19 protein-coding genes are annotated in these 16064 nt (G+C 41.4%); all 19 read left to right on the top strand.

Annotated features, from left to right (window positions below; all coding sequences use genetic code 11):
• Window positions 1-317: 317 nt before the first annotated feature.
• Window positions 318-641, top strand: a complete 324-nt coding sequence (locus ADH99_RS05305) for a hypothetical protein (protein WP_049555124.1) — start codon at window positions 318-320, stop codon at window positions 639-641.
• A gap of 25 nt (window positions 642-666) precedes the next feature.
• Window positions 667-1059 (top strand): acetyl-CoA carboxylase biotin carboxyl carrier protein subunit, encoded by a 393-nt coding sequence (locus tag ADH99_RS05300; RefSeq protein ID WP_049555123.1) that lies wholly within the window; start codon window positions 667-669, stop codon window positions 1057-1059.
• Window positions 1060-1110: 51 nt separating this feature from the next.
• On the top strand, window positions 1111-2208 hold the full coding sequence (locus ADH99_RS05295) for a sodium ion-translocating decarboxylase subunit beta (protein ID WP_371327434.1): 1098 nt from the start codon (window positions 1111-1113) through the stop codon (window positions 2206-2208).
• 27 nt (window positions 2209-2235) lie between these two features.
• Window positions 2236-2367, top strand: a complete 132-nt coding sequence (locus ADH99_RS10655; RefSeq protein WP_048709848.1) for an OadG-related small transporter subunit — start codon at window positions 2236-2238, stop codon at window positions 2365-2367.
• Between the two features lie 12 nt (window positions 2368-2379).
• A complete protein-coding gene (gene citC, locus ADH99_RS05285; RefSeq protein ID WP_049555121.1) occupies window positions 2380-3390 on the top strand; it encodes a [citrate (pro-3S)-lyase] ligase in 1011 nt (336 codons plus the stop codon).
• A gap of 27 nt (window positions 3391-3417) precedes the next feature.
• On the top strand, window positions 3418-3726 hold the full coding sequence (gene citD, locus ADH99_RS05280; protein WP_048709855.1) for a citrate lyase acyl carrier protein: 309 nt from the start codon (window positions 3418-3420) through the stop codon (window positions 3724-3726).
• On the top strand, window positions 3714-4601 hold the full coding sequence (gene citE / locus ADH99_RS05275) for a citrate (pro-3S)-lyase subunit beta (RefSeq protein ID WP_049555120.1): 888 nt from the start codon (window positions 3714-3716) through the stop codon (window positions 4599-4601). The genes citD and citE overlap by 13 nt, the downstream gene beginning before the upstream one ends.
• 1 nt (window position 4602) lies before the next feature.
• Window positions 4603-6135, top strand: coding sequence for a citrate lyase subunit alpha (gene citF, locus ADH99_RS05270; protein WP_049555119.1), 1533 nt, complete (start codon window positions 4603-4605; stop codon window positions 6133-6135).
• Complete coding sequence (gene citX, locus ADH99_RS05265; RefSeq protein WP_049555118.1) at window positions 6128-6679, top strand: citrate lyase holo-[acyl-carrier protein] synthase; 552 nt, start codon at window positions 6128-6130, stop codon at window positions 6677-6679. Before citF ends, citX begins: the two co-directional genes overlap by 8 nt.
• A gap of 14 nt (window positions 6680-6693) precedes the next feature.
• Complete coding sequence (locus ADH99_RS05260; protein ID WP_049555117.1) at window positions 6694-8088, top strand: oxaloacetate decarboxylase subunit alpha; 1395 nt, start codon at window positions 6694-6696, stop codon at window positions 8086-8088.
• Window positions 8089-8195: 107 nt separating this feature from the next.
• Window positions 8196-8756 (top strand): serine O-acetyltransferase EpsC, encoded by a 561-nt coding sequence (gene epsC / locus ADH99_RS05255; protein WP_049555116.1) that lies wholly within the window; start codon window positions 8196-8198, stop codon window positions 8754-8756.
• Window positions 8753-10162, top strand: a complete 1410-nt coding sequence (gene cysS, locus ADH99_RS05250) for a cysteine--tRNA ligase (RefSeq protein WP_049555115.1) — start codon at window positions 8753-8755, stop codon at window positions 10160-10162. The genes epsC and cysS overlap by 4 nt, the downstream gene beginning before the upstream one ends.
• On the top strand, window positions 10159-10557 hold the full coding sequence (locus ADH99_RS05245; RefSeq protein WP_049555114.1) for a Mini-ribonuclease 3: 399 nt from the start codon (window positions 10159-10161) through the stop codon (window positions 10555-10557). The genes cysS and ADH99_RS05245 overlap by 4 nt, the downstream gene beginning before the upstream one ends.
• A gap of 4 nt (window positions 10558-10561) precedes the next feature.
• Window positions 10562-11425 carry a 23S rRNA (guanosine(2251)-2'-O)-methyltransferase RlmB gene (gene rlmB, locus ADH99_RS05240; protein ID WP_049555113.1) on the top strand — a complete coding sequence of 288 codons (864 nt, stop codon included), beginning with the start codon at window positions 10562-10564 and terminating at the stop codon, window positions 11423-11425.
• A 16-nt stretch (window positions 11426-11441) separates the two neighbouring features.
• A complete protein-coding gene (locus tag ADH99_RS05235; RefSeq protein ID WP_049555112.1) occupies window positions 11442-11978 on the top strand; it encodes an NYN domain-containing protein in 537 nt (178 codons plus the stop codon).
• 125 nt (window positions 11979-12103) lie between these two features.
• Entirely contained in the window at window positions 12104-12811 is a 708-nt protein-coding gene (locus ADH99_RS05230) for a response regulator transcription factor (RefSeq protein ID WP_049555111.1), read from the top strand.
• 3 nt (window positions 12812-12814) lie between these two features.
• Window positions 12815-14224 carry a sensor histidine kinase gene (locus ADH99_RS05225; protein ID WP_049555110.1) on the top strand — a complete coding sequence of 470 codons (1410 nt, stop codon included), beginning with the start codon at window positions 12815-12817 and terminating at the stop codon, window positions 14222-14224.
• 27 nt (window positions 14225-14251) lie between these two features.
• Entirely contained in the window at window positions 14252-14863 is a 612-nt protein-coding gene (locus ADH99_RS05220; RefSeq protein WP_049555109.1) for a VanZ family protein, read from the top strand.
• The gene (locus ADH99_RS05215) at window positions 14863-16056 is read left to right on the top strand and encodes a class I SAM-dependent rRNA methyltransferase (protein WP_049555108.1); all 1194 of its coding nucleotides are present in this window, start codon (window positions 14863-14865) and stop codon (window positions 16054-16056) included. The genes ADH99_RS05220 and ADH99_RS05215 overlap by 1 nt, the downstream gene beginning before the upstream one ends.
• The last annotated feature ends 8 nt before the right edge of the window (window positions 16057-16064 follow it).

Below are 16064 nucleotides of genomic sequence, written 5' to 3'. Positions count from 1 at the left end.
CTTTTTTGAAAAAATTTTTATAATAGCAGGAGAAACATTCAGTCGCTAAAACCTGAAGGGCTCTCCACGAAGTCATTTCAAAAATGAATTCGTTTACTTATAGCGATATCTTAAACAATATTTAATAAAAAAGATAGTGTTTTCATATCGAAAAACAATAAAAAAACAGTTTGATGTGACAAATTGAACATAATGCTTATATCCTATTTATAATAAAACACCAAAAGAACAGGAAAAGCCCCATTTTATATTTCTGGAATGATAGTGTTTTCTGTATAATAATTCTATGCAGATTATGTTGGGAAGGGAGTGAAGGAATGGGAATTCTCCAACGATTATTTGGCAAAAAGAGTTCTGAAGCAACGGAACACGCATCAACGCAGCCTGCATCCCCTCAATCGGAATGGGAAAAATTAGAAGCTTTTGTACCGGTAGAAGCAGAAGAAGCTAAGCACGTCTCAATCATTGCGGCAGCGATTGCGGCCTCAGATTACCCAGAAAGCCAATTTGTGGTTAAACGCGTCCTTAAACGCAACCCAGAAACCAAGATTATCTCGGTTATCGCTTCGGCAATTGCTGCAGGCGAATCAAATGACAGTCAGTGGGCTGTTAAAGAAATCTACCAAAAACGCAAATCATAATTTATTTTAGGAGGAATGTTACGAAATGTTACGTAAATTCAAAATCAAAGTAGACGGTCAAGAGTACCAAGTAGAAATGGAAGAAATCGGCGCAGTGGCTCCTGCAGCTCCTGTAGCACCAGTTGCTTCCCCAGCGGCTCCAGCTTCCCCTGCAGTAGAAGCAGCACCTGCTCCAGCAGCTCCTGTAGCATCAACACCAGCAGGCGCAGACGCAATGCCATCTCCAATGCCAGGAAATATCTTACGTGTACTTGTAAACGTAGGGGATACAGTTACTGAAAACCAACCATTAATGATTTTAGAAGCGATGAAAATGGAAAACGAAATCGTTGCAGCTAAAGCAGGGGTTGTAGCAGGAATTCACGTTAAAGAAGGTCAAGTGGTAAACCCAGGAGACGCTTTAATTACAATTAACTAATTATATTGAAATTCAAGGAGTGAAACAGTGGAAACATTAGTTCAAAATGTAATGTCTATTACTGGCGGCCAAATCTTCATGATGCTTGTCGGTGCCCTATTAATGTACTTAGGGATTAAAAAAGAGTACGAACCAACATTATTAGTACCAATGGGATTAGGTACAATCTTAGTAAACTTCCCAGGGACTGGGGTTCTTGACCAAGTCGTTGGTGGACAACAACAACATGGGGTCCTACAGATTTTATTCGAAATCGGTATCGAAACTGAATTATTCCCATTATTAATCTTCATCGGTATCGGTGCGATGATTGATTTCGGTCCATTATTACAAAACCCATTCATGTTATTATTCGGTGCAGCAGCACAATTCGGTATTTTCTTCGTAGTCGTTGTAGCTGTATTATTTGGATTCGATATTCGTGAAGCTGCTTCAATCGGTATTATCGGTGCGGCAGACGGTCCTACTTCTATCTTCGTAGCGAACCAATTAGCACCACAATTACTTGGAGCGATTACGGTTGCAGCCTACTCATACATGGCCCTTGTTCCAATCATCCAACCAATCGCAATCAAGATGGTTACTACTAAAGCAGAACGTCGTATTCGTATGAATTACCATGCTTCAGGCGTATCTAAATTAACGAAAATCTTGTTCCCAATCATTATCACAATTGTGGCAGGTTTCATTGCTCCAATTTCATTACCACTTGTTGGTTTCTTAATGTTCGGTAACTTATTACGCGAATGTGGCGTTTTAGATAACTTATCTCAAGCCGCTCAAAACGAATTAGTAAACATTGTTTCTATTTTATTAGGGATTACAATCTCAGTTAAAATGCAAGCTGATTTATTCTTAAATGTTCAAACATTAATGATTATCTTGTTCGGTTTAGTAGCCTTCATCATGGACTCAATCGGTGGTGTTGTGTTTGCTAAGATCTTGAACTTATTCCGTAGAGAAAAAATCAACCCAATGATCGGAGCTGCAGGTATTTCTGCATTCCCAATGTCAAGTCGTGTTATCCAAAAAATGGCAACAGACGAAGATCCTCAAAACTTCATCTTAATGTACGCTGTTGGAGCTAACGTTTCTGGACAAATCGCTTCTGTTATTGCCGGTGGATTATTATTATCATTCTTCATGTAATAATATAGAAGGAAAAGGAGGAAAACGATGACTTTCAACGCAGAACATTTAACACAAGCTTTTGAATTAATGGCTTTAGGGATGGGTGGAGTTTTCCTAGTATTAGGAATTCTATATGCTGTTTCTGCATTACTTTTAAAAGCATTCCCGCCAAAATAAGGAGGCCGTTCCATGGAAAATTTCATTCTCAAACGATTATGGCTTGATCGTGATCAAAAAGCTCGTCAAGATTGGGAATGGGTAATGGATCAAGCGAACCTTGGCAAGACGGAACAAGTCGATTACACAATTGCAATTTATCATCACTCTGGTGACATTGCAGCAACCGGTTCTTTAGACCGCAACATTTTGAAATGTTTAGTGGTTTGTAAAAAATATCAATCAGAAAATCTGTTAACGCATCTCGTGATGGCCCTTCTAGATGAATTAAGAGAACGTTCTTACACAAACAGTTTTGTCTATACAAAACCAAAGAATATTATTTTCTTTAAATCTTTAGGGTACCGCGTGATTGCCGAAACAGAAAACCTTGCCTTTTTAGAACAAGGCATCCCTTCCTTTAGTGATTACTTAAAATTACTAAAAGAACATTTCGTAGAAGGAAGTAGCAATAGTGCCATCGTCATGAATGCGAATCCTTTTACACTGGGACATCAATACTTGGTAGAAACGGCTGCGAGTCAGTCGAGTCACCTCTACGTGTTCGTTGTTTCCGAGGACCGTTCGTTCTTTAATACGAATGACCGTATGGAAATGGTGAAACGAGGCGTGAGTCATCTGCCAAACGTAACGGTGCTTCCAACCAGAGACTACATGGTCTCGAGTGCGACTTTCCCATCGTACTTCTTGAAAGAGAAGGCGGATTTGGAAGTGGCAAAAGTTCAAGCAACATTGGATGCAACACTCTTCTTAGAAAATATTGTTCCAACGTTACAATTGACTAAACGTTATGTTGGTCAAGAACCACTCTCCCCAGTAACCGCTGTTTATAATGACGCGCTAAGAACTGCTTTTGGGAGCGACTTAGAGCTAGTGATTATAGACAGACTTTCTGCCGGGGACGAAGTGGTGAGTGCGACGCGGGTGCGCGCTGCCATTCAAGACAAAAACGTAGACGAGTTGAAACAGCTCGTTCCAGCAACTACGTATCATTATTTAGAAGAAAAACATTTCATTGGTTAAAATCCAAAAGAAAAGGTGGAAACAATAATGGAAATTAAAAAAAGTGCAGTAGTCGGCACTTTGGAATCAAGTGATATCATGATCACTTTAAATCCAAGTACCGCTGGTCGAATCGACATTCAATTAGAAAGTAGTGTCGAAAAACAATTCGGAAATCAAATCCGTCGTGTGATTGAAGAAACTTTAAAAGAATTAGGGGTTACTTCAGCAGAAGTCATCGCAGTTGATAAAGGGGCTTTAGATTGCACAATTCAAGCTCGTACAGTGACAGTTGTTCACCGTGCAGCAGAAGTTGAAAACTACGACTGGAAGGAGATCGACTCATGGAACGCTTAAGAAGAACAATGATGTTCGTACCTGGTTCAAACGCAGCAATGTTGCGTGATGCTCCACTTTACGGCGCAGACTCAATTATGTTTGACTTAGAAGATGCTGTATCTTTAAAAGAGAAAGACTCAGCTCGTGTATTAGTACACTTCGCACTAAAAACTTTTGACTACAGCAATGTAGAAACAGTTGTACGTATCAACGGTTTAGATACAACAGGTGCTTTAGATATTGAAGCAGTTGTACTTGCTGGCGTAAACGTGGTTCGTTTACCAAAAACTGAAACAGCGCAAGATATCGTAGACGTGGATGAAATCATCACTCGCGTTGAACGTGAAAACAACATCCCTGTAGGTCGCACTAAAATGATGGCTGCGATTGAATCAGCTGAAGGGGTGTTAAACGCTCGCGAAATCGCTAAAGCAAGTGACCGTTTAATCGGGATCGCTTTAGGTGCTGAAGACTACGTAACAAACATGAAAACTCGTCGTTACCCTGATGGACAAGAGTTATTCTTCGCTCGTAGCATGATCTTACACGCTGCTCGTGCTGCTGGAATCGCTGCAATCGATACTGTTTACTCTAACGTAGACAACATGGATGGATTCCGTGAAGAAGTAGAACGCATCAAACAATTAGGTTTCGATGGAAAATCTGTTATTAACCCTCGTCAAATTCCTGTGGCTAATGCAGTATATGCACCAACAGAAAAAGAAATTCAAAACGCTAAAGAAGTTATCTGGGGAATTCGAGAAGCGGAAGCAAAAGGTTCAGGTGTTATCTCAGTTAACGGTAAAATGGTCGACAAACCAATCGTGGAACGTGCTGAGCGCGTAATCGCATTGGCGAAAGCGGCTGGATTGATTAGCGAGGAGGAAATTTAAGATGGTATTAAATAAAGCTGGACGTGAAATTCCACAAGAATATGCAGATCAATATGGGGTATACGAAGGTGAGTTAGCTCGCATTAAACCTTATGAAGCAGCTAGCCGTAAAATCAAACCTGTTGAACCTCGTCAAGAAAAATTATTAGGTAGTATTCGTGAAGCTATTGAAAAAACTGGCTTAAAAGATGGCATGACAATTTCATTCCACCACCACTTCCGTGAAGGAGACTATGTGATTAACATGGTTATGGATGAAATTGCGAAAATGGGAATTAAAAACCTATCAATCGCGCCTTCTTCAATCGCAAACGTACACGAACCATTAATCGAACATATCAAAAACGGTGTTGTAACAAACATTACTTCATCAGGTTTACGTGATAAATTAGGGGCAGCCATCTCTAGCGGTATCATGGAAAACCCAGTTGTGATTCGTTCACACGGTGGACGTGCTCGTGCAATCACTGCAGGAGACATCCACATCGACGTTGCCTTCCTTGGAGCTCCAAGTTCTGACGAGTACGGTAACATCAATGGTACAAAAGGAAAAGCAACTTGCGGTTCTTTAGGATACGCAATGATCGACGCTAAATACGCTGACCAAGTAGTTGCGATTACAGATAGCCTTGTACCTTATCCAAACACTCCAATCAGCATTCCACAAACAGACGTGGACTACGTGGTTGTAGTAGATGAAATCGGGGATCCTAAAGGGATTGCTAAAGGGGCAACTCGTTTCACTAAGAACCCTAAAGAATTATTAATCGCAGAATACGCTGCTAAAGTAATCACTGGTTCTCCATATTACAAAGAAGGATTCTCATTCCAAACTGGTACAGGTGGAGCTTCTCTTGCTGCAACTCGTTTCATCCGTGAAGCAATGATTAAAGACGGCATCAAAGCAAGCTTTGTACTTGGTGGTATTACAAACTCAATGTGCGAATTGTTAGAAGAAGGTTTAGTTGAGAAAGTCATCGACGTTCAAGACTTCGACCACCCATCTGCAATTTCACTTGCAAACAATGCAAACCACTATGAAATTGACGCAAGCATGTACGCAAACCCTTTATCTAAAGGTTCAGTAATCAACCGTTTAGACGTTGCAATCCTTTCTGCTTTAGAAGTAGATACAGACTTCAACGTAAACGTAATGACAGGTTCTGACGGCGTTATCCGTGGAGCTTCGGGTGGTCACTGTGATACAGCCTTTGCTTCAAAAATGTCTATGGTTATCAGCCCATTAGTACGTGGACGCATCCCTACATTCGTAGAATCAGTAAATACTGTGATTACTCCTGGTACAAGTGTGGACGTGGTTGTTACTGAAATCGGTATTGCCATCAACCCTAACCGTCAAGACTTAATTGAACACTTCAAAGGGTTAGATGTACCTCAATACACAATCAAAGAATTACAAGAAAAAGCATACAGCATCGTTGGAAACCCAGAACCAATCCAATATGGTGACAAAGTGGTTGCGGTGATTGAATACCGTGATGGAAGCATCATCGACGTTGTTCGCAATGTTTAATTCCTTGTTTGACGGGGCACCGGTAGACATCATGCAAATGCTTGATGCCAGAGAAAGACGTGCTCATACCCAACAACAATTACTAGAACAATTTAACCCGTGTGTATTGGTGTCTATTACACTCAATATTCCAGGTCCTGTGAAAAATTCAGAGGCGATTACAACCATCTTCGCCTCTGTAATTTCTGAATTGGATGAGGCTTTACAGTCTTTTGAGAAACTTCAACAAGAAGATTTCTCACTTGCGACAGGAATGGAGTTTTACCGAGTTCTTCGCGCAGATGCACTTGATGTAAAGCGCGCTTGTACGGAGTTTGAAGAAGGACACCCGCTCGGACGATTACTGGATATCGATCTCGTGGAAATGGCCGGAGAGACACCAACTCCAATTTCCAGAACAGCTCTTGGAATGCCTCCAAGACGTTGTTTTATCTGCAATGAGGAAGCAAAAGTATGCGCCCGTTCTAGAAAGCATACCGTCCTAGAAATGCAAGAGCATATCGCTCACATGATTGCAGCATACACATCGACCCAAAGACCTTAAGAAAGGAAGATATTATGAGCAAAATTATCCGTTTAACTGAAACGGTTTTGCGTGACGGACAACAAAGTCAAATCGCGACTCGTATGTCAACTGAAGATATGTTACCAATCTTGGAAACATTAGATCAAGCTGGCTTCCATGCTTTAGAAGTATGGGGAGGAGCAACTTTTGACTCTTGTATTCGTTTCTTGAATGAAGACCCATGGGAACGTCTACGTCAAATTCGCGCAGCAGTAAAAGATACAAAGTTGCAAATGTTATTACGTGGACAAAACCTATTAGGATACCGTAACTATGCTGATGATGTGGTACGTTTATTCGTAGAAAAATCTGTACAAAACGGAATCGACATTATTCGTGTATTCGATGCTTTAAACGATGTTCGTAACATGAAGACATCTATCGAAGCAACAAAATTAGCAGGCGGACACTGCCAAACAGCGATTTCTTACACAACAAGTCCTGTTCACACTGTGGACTACTACGTTGATTTAGTAGGACGCATGGCAGAATTCGGTGCAGACTCAATCTGTATTAAAGACATGGCTGGGGTATTAACACCTCAAACAGGTTACGAATTAGTAAGCCGTATTAAAGAAAAAACTGATCTTCCTTTAGAAGTTCACACGCATGCTACAAGCGGTATTTCTGAAATGACTTACTTAAAAGTAGCTGAAGCAGGCGCAGACATTATCGATACTTGCTTATCATCATTCTCTGGTGGTACAAGCCAACCTGCAACTGAATCAATGGTCTTATCTTTAGAAGAATTAGGATTTAACACTGGCGTGGACATGAAGAAAGTGGAAGAAGCAACAGCTCATTTCAACGGCATTCGTGATAAATTCCGTGCAGAAGGTATCTTAAACCCTAAAGTTAAAGATACAGAACCAAAAACATTAATTTACCAAGTACCTGGTGGAATGCTATCAAACCTATTAAGTCAATTAACAGAACAAGGTTTAGCGGACAAATACGAAGAAGTATTAGCAGAAGTGCCTAAAGTTCGTGCGGACTTAGGTTACCCACCACTTGTAACGCCATTATCACAAATGGTTGGGACACAAGCGGTAATGAACGTGATTTCGGGCGAACGTTTCAAACTCGTTCCAAAAGAAATCAAAGACTACGTTTTAGGATTATATGGACAAGCTCCAGCAGAAATTAATCCTGAAGTGAAAGAAAAAATTATTGGAGATGTAGAAGTTGTGACGGTTCGTCCAGCTGACTTAATCGAAGATCAATTACCAGAAATTCGCGAAGAGATTAAAGAATACGCTAAATCTGACGAAGATGTGTTAATGTACGCACTCTTCCCACAACAAGCAAAAGACTTCTTAGGTCGCCGCGAAGATCCATTCTACGATGTACCATTACAAACAGTAGATGTGACTTTAGACTTACAATAATTTTTAGAAAGCTGAAAAGCTAGGCCCTGTAGCCCTGCTTTTCAGCTTTTTGTGTGCTTTAAACTGTGCTATAATGAGGGGAAAGACAAAGCGAAGGAAGTGAAGGAATGGGACGTTTTAGAGAAGATATGGAAACTTATAAAAGAAATGATCCGGCGGCTAGAAGCAGCTTGGAAATCGTTTTGACGTACCCAGGATATCACGCAACGGTCTTGCACCGCGCTGCGCATTGGTTACATACGAAGGCAAAACTGAGACTCCTTGCACGAATGGTTAGTGGCTTTAGCAGGTTCCTCACGGGAATTGAGATTCATCCAGGGGCTACGATTGGAAGACGGTTCTTTATCGACCATGGCATGGGAATCGTGATTGGAGAAACATCCATTATCGGAGACGATGTGAAAATGTTCCACGCGGTAACCTTAGGTGGAACTGGGAAAGACACTGGTAAACGCCATCCGACCATCGAAAACGGTGTGCTCTTATCGGCGCATTCGCAAGTCATTGGACCTGTAACGGTTGGAGAATATGCCAAAATTGGAGCAGCGGCAGTCGTTCTAGACGATATTCCACCACATACAACGGCGGTAGGATTGCCGGCACGAGTGGTTCGCATCCATACACCAGAAGAGATTGAAAGAGATACTACTATCGGAGGAAAATTATGATTCAAATCTACAATACTTTAACAAGACAAAAAGAAGCATTCAAACCGATTGAAGAAGGCAAAGTACGTATGTATGTGTGCGGGCCAACGGTTTATAACTATATTCATATCGGGAATGCTCGTAGTACGGTTTCCTTTGATACGATTCGTCGCTACTTTGAATACCGTGGCTATGACGTGAATTTCGTTTCGAACTTTACAGATGTGGACGATAAAATCATTCGCGTGGCCAACGAAACAGGCATGACGGCTGAAGAAGTTTCTAAGAAATATATTGAAGCGTTCTTTGAAGATACAAACGCGCTAAATGTGAAGAAGGCGACTTTAAATCCAACGGTTATGAATACCATGGATGACATTATTGCCTTTGTAGCAGATTTAATCGATAAAGGAATGGCCTACGAATCAGAAGGCGATGTGTATTTCATCACTGAAAAATTCGAAGGTTATGGAAAACTCAGCGACCAACGCATCGAAGACTTACAGATGGGGGCAAGTAATCGTACCGCCTCTGAGGATGATGCGAAGAAACGCAATCCGCTAGACTTTGCATTATGGAAGAGCGCAAAACCGAATGAAATTAGCTGGAACTCTCCATGGGGAAAGGGCCGTCCAGGATGGCATATCGAATGCTCTGTCATGGCGACAAAACACTTAGGTGATACAATCGATATTCACGGTGGCGGACAAGACTTAGCGTTCCCTCACCACGAAAACGAAATCGCGCAAAGTGAATCTAAAACAGGGAAAAAATTTGCGAACTACTGGATGCACAATGCATTCGTAACAATGGGCGAAGAAAAAATGAGTAAATCTCTAGGAAACTTCGTACTCGTTCACGACTTAATCCAACAACTCGACCCACAAGTGCTCCGTTTCTTCTTAGCAAGTGCGCACTACCGTCGTCCGTTGAAATTTAGTGAAGCGGCTCTTCAAGAAGCTGCCGTGAACCTTGAAAAGGTACAAACGACCTTCAAAAATGCTCGCTACCGCCTAGAAACAGCCGTAGATGCATTGCCAGAAGATGCAGAACGTTTGGCGAAATTCGAAGCGATTGAAGCAGATTTCCAAAAAGAAATGGATGATGACTTCAATGCGGCAAACGGCATGACGGTGCTATATCAATGGTTGAAAGAATGGAATGTGTACTTAGAACAAGAAGTGGTTTCTAAAGCAGTACTCGAAGCACTCCTTGAAAAAGCAGCGGTTCTATTTGGAATCTTCGGTATCGTGGAAAAACAAGAGGCACTGCTCGATGATGATATTCAAGCCTTAATCGACGAACGTCTTGAAGCGCGTAAGGCGAAGAACTTTGCTCGTAGTGACGAGATTCGTGATTTATTAAAAGAACAAGGGATTGTATTAGAAGACACTCCACAAGGAACAAGATGGAGAAGAGAAGCATGACAGAAAAAAACTGGAAGCTGCTAAATGGTTTGGCACTCGCCTATATGGGGGACGGGATTTATGAAGTGTATGTCAGAAATCACGTGATGCAAAAAGGGCTCACAAAGCCAAATCAATTACATGCGACCGCAACGAAGTTTGTTTCAGCAAAAGCACAAGCAAGCTTGATGCAACAAATGCTAGAGCAAGAAAACTTCTTAAATGAAGAAGAATTAGAAATTTATAAACGAGGACGCAATAGTAAGAGTCATACGGTGGCTAAAAATGCCGATGTCGGAACTTACCGTATTGCGACTGGTTTTGAAGCATTGATGGGTTACTTATATTTATCTGGACAACAAGCTAGATTAGAAGAACTCATCAACTGGTGCTTACAACAAGTGGAAGGTGAATAGTAATATGGCACGAAATGAATATGCACCAAAGAAGAAATCAAGAAACGGAAATCGCTCAGACCGTGGGCGTTCAGAGCGCGCTGAGAAGAGACCACGCCCTACTCGGGAACACGTAGAACGTGTTGAAGCTCAGGATGTAGTGGACTTTGTGTTTGGACGCCATGCAGTGGTGGAAGCTTTGCAAACGCCAGACCGCGTGAACCGCGTCTTCATCCAAGAAGGAACGTCTGGAAGAGATGCCACAAAAGTGATTGAACTCGCGCGTGAAAAAGGCATTCAAATTCAAACCGTTCCGAAGACGAAGATTGAAGATTTGGTTGGAAATGCGGTTCATCAAGGGCTAGTTGTTTCGATTGCAGCCTATGAATACGCAGACATAGAAGATGTCTTCAAGAAAGCCGAAGAAAAAGGTGAGGATCCATTTATCGTCATTCTAGACGGAGTGGAAGATCCACATAACTTAGGAAGTATTTTACGAACGGCTGATGCAACCGGAGTACACGGTATTATTATTCCAAAACGCCGTTCCGCTTCACTGACAGCGACCGTTGCCAAAGCATCCACCGGAGCGATTGAGCATGTACCAGTTGTCCGTGTGACGAATTTGACACAGACCATTGAACAATTGAAAGCTCGTGGGGTATGGGTATTTGGAACCGATATGAATGGAACCGACTACCGCAAATGGAACACGAGCGGACCTCTAGCGATTGTGATGGGGAACGAAGGAAAAGGCGTATCTCGAATTGTAAAAGAAAGCGTCGATGAGATGGTCACGATCCCAATGGTCGGGCATGTGCAAAGTCTCAATGCGAGTGTGGCAAGTGCTTTAATGATGTATGAAGTCTTCCGTAATCGTTCGCTATAGAAACGGAGGGAGCAGGTTGAAAAAGCAACTCTACATTGTAGATGGTTACAATATGATTGGAGCGTGGCCGGAACTGGTCGCTTTAAAGAAGCAAGACGACTTAGAGAGCGCGCGAGATTTACTCATTCAACGCTGCTCGAATTTTCAAAAGTTTGAAAATATCGAAGTCTGGATTGTGTTCGACGCTCAATTTGTACCAGGGATTACACAGTCGTTTGACCAAGCGCAAGTGAAAGTGATTTTCACCTCTGAAGGAGAAACGGCCGATAGCTATATTGAACGCACGGTTTCTGAAATGAACACGCGACTCGTACAAGTGTCTGTTGCGACTAGCGACTTAGCCCAGCAGTGGCTCATCTTCCAAAAAGGAGCGCTTCGAAAGTCTGCACGGGATTTTTATAAGGAATTAGAGAGCAGTCGCGATAAACAGACAGAGCTTACGCGTCATTTTCATCAAAAAGGAAACGGCAGAAGAAATCCTTGGAGTGACGCTCAACTGTCCTTATTAAATCACTTGCGATTCAGTTTAGGGTCTAAGAAAAGGAAGGAATAGTTCAGTTTTAGAGCTTTATTCATATAATTTTCACAATTAGTCGTCTATGATTTCATATTAACAGTGTATAATCTGTGAAGAAACTTTATATTGAATAAAATTTACGTGAAAAAGGAGTGTAAATGATGCATGTTCTAATGATTGAAGATACAGAAGCAGTTTGCGAAATGATGGAAATGTTTTTTGAAAACGAAGGCTGGAAAGCAAGTTTCTATCATGATGGAAAAGAAGGCTTCGATGCTTTTATGGAAAATCAATCCAAATGGGGCATTGTGATTTTAGATGTAAACTTACCTAGCATGGATGGCATGCAAATTTGCCGTCAAATCCGTCAGGTAAATCAGGCTGTTCCAATTGTCATGCTGACGGCTCGTGATTCTGAAAGTGACCAAGTCATTGGTCTTGAAATCGGAGCGGACGACTATGTGGCGAAACCATTTAGCGCAGTAACGATTATGGCGCGTATTAAAGCACTTCTACGTCGTACACAAAGATCATCATCTTCAGGTAGTGCGGTATTGTCAACGTTCGATGTAGAAACAGACCATGTCAAAATCAATACGAAGACTCATGAAGCGTTTATCGATGGTAAACAAATCGAGAACTTAACGCCAAAAGAGTTTGACTTATTAATGGTGATGGCGAAACATCAACGCCAAGTATTCACCCGTGAACATCTATTAACAAAAATCTGGGAAGATCCATTCTACGGCGATGAACGTACAGTAGATGCTCATATTAAGAAACTTCGCCAAAAGATTGAAGCTGTAGGACCACACGTGATTCATACAGTATGGGGCGTAGGGTATAAATTTGATGATAGCGAGTTGTAATCAATGAAGTACTTTTATCAGCAACTATTTGGGTTCCTTTCCGTTGTGTTGGTAACCATTGTTGCTTGTGGAATTCTTTTCTATAATGTAATGAGCAATAATATCTACACGCAAAGATCGCAACAATTGCAGTCTTATGCGAAAGGAATTATTGCTTCTGAGATGAGCTATGCGGATATTAAAAAAATAGGGACGGCTTTAAAAGAAGAAAATGTCACTATTGCCGTTTTTGACGAGAAAAATAACATGACTTTTCCGTCGAAGCATCCCGCTAGTGAAAATTCGTTATCAGATGAGGAGTTAAATCACCTAAAAAACGGGTCTGCCATTAACTTAAAAGAGGTTCAAACAGACTTCTCAGGAGATCCTGTAGAAAACTTATTGACCGTTTATTATCCAATTGTTAAAGAAAAGCAATATAAAGGATATGTTGCTTTAGCGAGTCCGATTAGTCGTATCCAAACAGAGGTGAGAGAACTCAGAAACTCGATGTTTATCGCGTTTGGTGCGGCAGGAATTATCGGAATGTTGATGAGCTTTATTTTTGCGAACTATCAAAACAGACGCATTAATAAATTACGTCAAGCCACCCATAAGATTGCTGAAGGGGACTTTGACGTTCAGTTAAAAGTGGATAGCCAAGATGAGTTTGACGAATTGATGCTAGACTTTAATAGCATGGCGCGTTCCTTACGTGAAATGGAAAAAGAAGTCGAGCGACAAGAAAATGTTCGTAGGCAATTTATGATGGACGTGGCTCATGAAATGAGAACACCTCTAACAACGATGAACGGCTTGTTAGATGGCTTGAAATACAATATGGTTCCAGAATCTAGAAGGGGACGTTCGCTCGAACTCATTTCAAGTGAGACACAACGATTGATTCGACTCGTCAATGAAAATCTGGACTATGAAAAAATTCGTTCAAACCAAATCGTATTAGTGCAACATCGTTTTGCAGGCCTTGGAGCGATTCGAGCCGTTGTGGAACAAATGCAAGCACTGACTAAAGTGAAAAATAATGAAATCTCTTATGAATGTGATCCAGAGTTTAGTGTATATGCGGATTATGACCGTTTTGTACAAATTTTGGTGAACATTACGAAAAACGCAAACCAATTTACTGATGATGGTAAAATCGTGGTGAAAGCTTGGAACGATGGTAAAAAAGCCATTGTTGAAATTTCAGATACGGGAATTGGAATTGATAAGAGAGAAATTAATGAAATCTGGGAACGTTTCTATAAAGCAGACATTTCCAGAAAGAGTACGAAGTATGGAGAAAGCGGGCTAGGACTAGCAATCGTTAAATCGCTAGTGGATAGTCATCACGGTAGAATCTCTGTACGAAGTGAAATCGGTCAAGGAACTACATTTAGAGTAGTGTTCCCTGGAGAACCGGAATTATCATAGATTGAAAAACGAACAAGGAGGAAGACCATGTATTTATTAGGTCCATTCTATCGATGGATAGTAGAGATTTTCGCGGACCGAGTGAACCATCTTCCACTTGTTCGTTTGTTTATTTTTAGCTTAGACCACGCTATCGTCCTCTTTATAGGATGGTTGATCGTTTGGTCTATTTCTTTATTGTTTAGAAAACGAAAGAGAATTGTGTGGAAATGGGAACTCTATCGCAATTTATTTATCTTCTATTTAATCCTACTTTCCCAGGTGACGATTTTTAGAAACTTGGACGAATCCTTTACCGTGGAAATTGTCATGCATCCACTCTCAGATATTATGTGGGTTCCATTCGTGGATAGTATCAAACTCTTTATGCAAGGGTCGATATTTGCAGCGTATTATAATGTAGTAGGAAATATCGTCTGGTTTATGCCACTTGGATTCTTCTGCGGGATGCTGTATGGAAGTAAAAAAGGAGAATCGCGCGCGCTGAAATACGGGTTCTTGACCTCGTTTTTCATCGAATTTGCACAGTTTATATTTTATACAGGGGTCAGCCATATTGATGACATTATTTGTAATGTTCTAGGCAGTTGGCTGGGATTTCTCTTGTATCGGTTGATTCAGAAGCGGAGGAAAAAATAATGACGGGAAAGATTGTCGTAAAAAGTAAAACGGCATCGAGCATCAAAAAAGGAAGTCCACTGATTAGTCAGATGGATCTTTCGCAAGAACTTCGCGTAGATGAAGGCGAAGTAGTAAAAGTTGTTGACCAACAACATCGATTTTTAGGAATGGCGTATGTCGGATTTCAAAACAAGGGAGTTGCGTGGGTCTATAGCCGCGAGGAAGACGAAGCGTTGGTTGATGCGTTCTTTAGTGGCATCTTCAAAACTGCATTCGAGAATCGCCATGCCCTCCTGCATTCTGACGATACGACAGCGTTTCGTCTCTTTAATGGGGAAGGAGATGGCTTTGGCGGAGTGACAATCGACTGGTATGACGGGTTTATTGTCGTTTCTTGGTACAGCGAAGGCGTGTATCATTATCGTGACCTGATTTTAACGCAGGCGCTTGGGGCTTTTGAAGGAGTCAAAGGTGTTTACGAAAAGATTCGTTTTAAAAATGAAGCGGATTTACTAGAAAGTAGGTTTGTTGGTGGGATAGAAGCGCCAGAACCACTGATTGTATTAGAAAATGGCGTTAAATACGCGACTTATCTGAACGAAGGACTAATGACCGGTATCTTTTTGGACCAAAGAGAAGTCCGTGAAACCATCCGTCAGCGCTACAGTACTGGCCGTACCGTGTTAAATACATTTAGTTATACGGGTGCTTTTTCTGTAGCCGCAGCGATGGGAGGAGCGACTAAAACAACGAGTGTGGATGTTGCAAACCGTAGCCTCGAGAAAACAAAAGAACAATTTGCAGTAAACGGCATTGACCCCGAGACACAACAAATCTACGTCATGGACGTTTTTGATTATTTCAAATACGCATTGAAGAAAAAGTTGACATTCGATACGGTCGTAGTCGATCCACCAAGCTTTGCACGCACGAAGAAGCGTACTTTTTCTGTAGCAAAAGATTACGGGAAACTAGTGGCGCAAATCACCCCATTAGTCGCACCAAAAGGCACGCTTGTGTTATCTACAAACGCAGCGAATGTGAGTGAATCTCAGTTCCAACAAATGATTGAACAGGGGATTCGTGAAGCAGACGGCAATCGTCGCTATCGTATTGTCTTGAAGAAAGGCTTACCAAGCGATTTTGCAGTTCCAGCAGCGACACCGCTAAGCGATTATCTCAAAGTTTTCTTTATTGAATTTAACAATTAGCACAACTG

It is taken from the genome of Granulicatella sp. 572.rep1_STHE (genome assembly GCF_001073445.1).
Taxonomy (GTDB): Bacteria; Bacillota; Bacilli; order Lactobacillales; family Aerococcaceae; genus Granulicatella; species Granulicatella adiacens.
This window is presented reverse-complemented; position numbering and strand designations above follow the sequence as displayed.

Bases quoted from the DNA above. Each gene is read 5' to 3' on its own strand.
- ADH99_RS05305 (WP_049555124.1), top strand. From the start codon at position 318: ATGGGAATTCTCCAACGATTATTTGGCAAAAAGAGTTCTGAAGCAACG.
- ADH99_RS05300 (WP_049555123.1), top strand. From the start codon at position 667: ATGTTACGTAAATTCAAAATCAAAGTAGACGGTCAAGAGTACCAAGTA.
- ADH99_RS05295 (WP_371327434.1), top strand. From the start codon at position 1,111: ATGTCTATTACTGGCGGCCAAATCTTCATGATGCTTGTCGGTGCCCTA.
- ADH99_RS10655 (WP_048709848.1), top strand. From the start codon at position 2,236: ATGACTTTCAACGCAGAACATTTAACACAAGCTTTTGAATTAATGGCT.
- citC (WP_049555121.1), top strand. From the start codon at position 2,380: ATGGAAAATTTCATTCTCAAACGATTATGGCTTGATCGTGATCAAAAA.
- citD (WP_048709855.1), top strand. From the start codon at position 3,418: ATGGAAATTAAAAAAAGTGCAGTAGTCGGCACTTTGGAATCAAGTGAT.
- citE (WP_049555120.1), top strand. From the start codon at position 3,714: ATGGAACGCTTAAGAAGAACAATGATGTTCGTACCTGGTTCAAACGCA.
- citF (WP_049555119.1), top strand. From the start codon at position 4,603: ATGGTATTAAATAAAGCTGGACGTGAAATTCCACAAGAATATGCAGAT.
- citX (WP_049555118.1), top strand. From the start codon at position 6,128: ATGTTTAATTCCTTGTTTGACGGGGCACCGGTAGACATCATGCAAATG.
- ADH99_RS05260 (WP_049555117.1), top strand. From the start codon at position 6,694: ATGAGCAAAATTATCCGTTTAACTGAAACGGTTTTGCGTGACGGACAA.
- epsC (WP_049555116.1), top strand. From the start codon at position 8,196: ATGGGACGTTTTAGAGAAGATATGGAAACTTATAAAAGAAATGATCCG.
- cysS (WP_049555115.1), top strand. From the start codon at position 8,753: ATGATTCAAATCTACAATACTTTAACAAGACAAAAAGAAGCATTCAAA.
- ADH99_RS05245 (WP_049555114.1), top strand. From the start codon at position 10,159: ATGACAGAAAAAAACTGGAAGCTGCTAAATGGTTTGGCACTCGCCTAT.
- rlmB (WP_049555113.1), top strand. From the start codon at position 10,562: ATGGCACGAAATGAATATGCACCAAAGAAGAAATCAAGAAACGGAAAT.
- ADH99_RS05230 (WP_049555111.1), top strand. From the start codon at position 12,104: ATGCATGTTCTAATGATTGAAGATACAGAAGCAGTTTGCGAAATGATG.
- ADH99_RS05225 (WP_049555110.1), top strand. From the start codon at position 12,815: ATGAAGTACTTTTATCAGCAACTATTTGGGTTCCTTTCCGTTGTGTTG.
- ADH99_RS05220 (WP_049555109.1), top strand. From the start codon at position 14,252: ATGTATTTATTAGGTCCATTCTATCGATGGATAGTAGAGATTTTCGCG.
- ADH99_RS05215 (WP_049555108.1), top strand. From the start codon at position 14,863: ATGACGGGAAAGATTGTCGTAAAAAGTAAAACGGCATCGAGCATCAAA.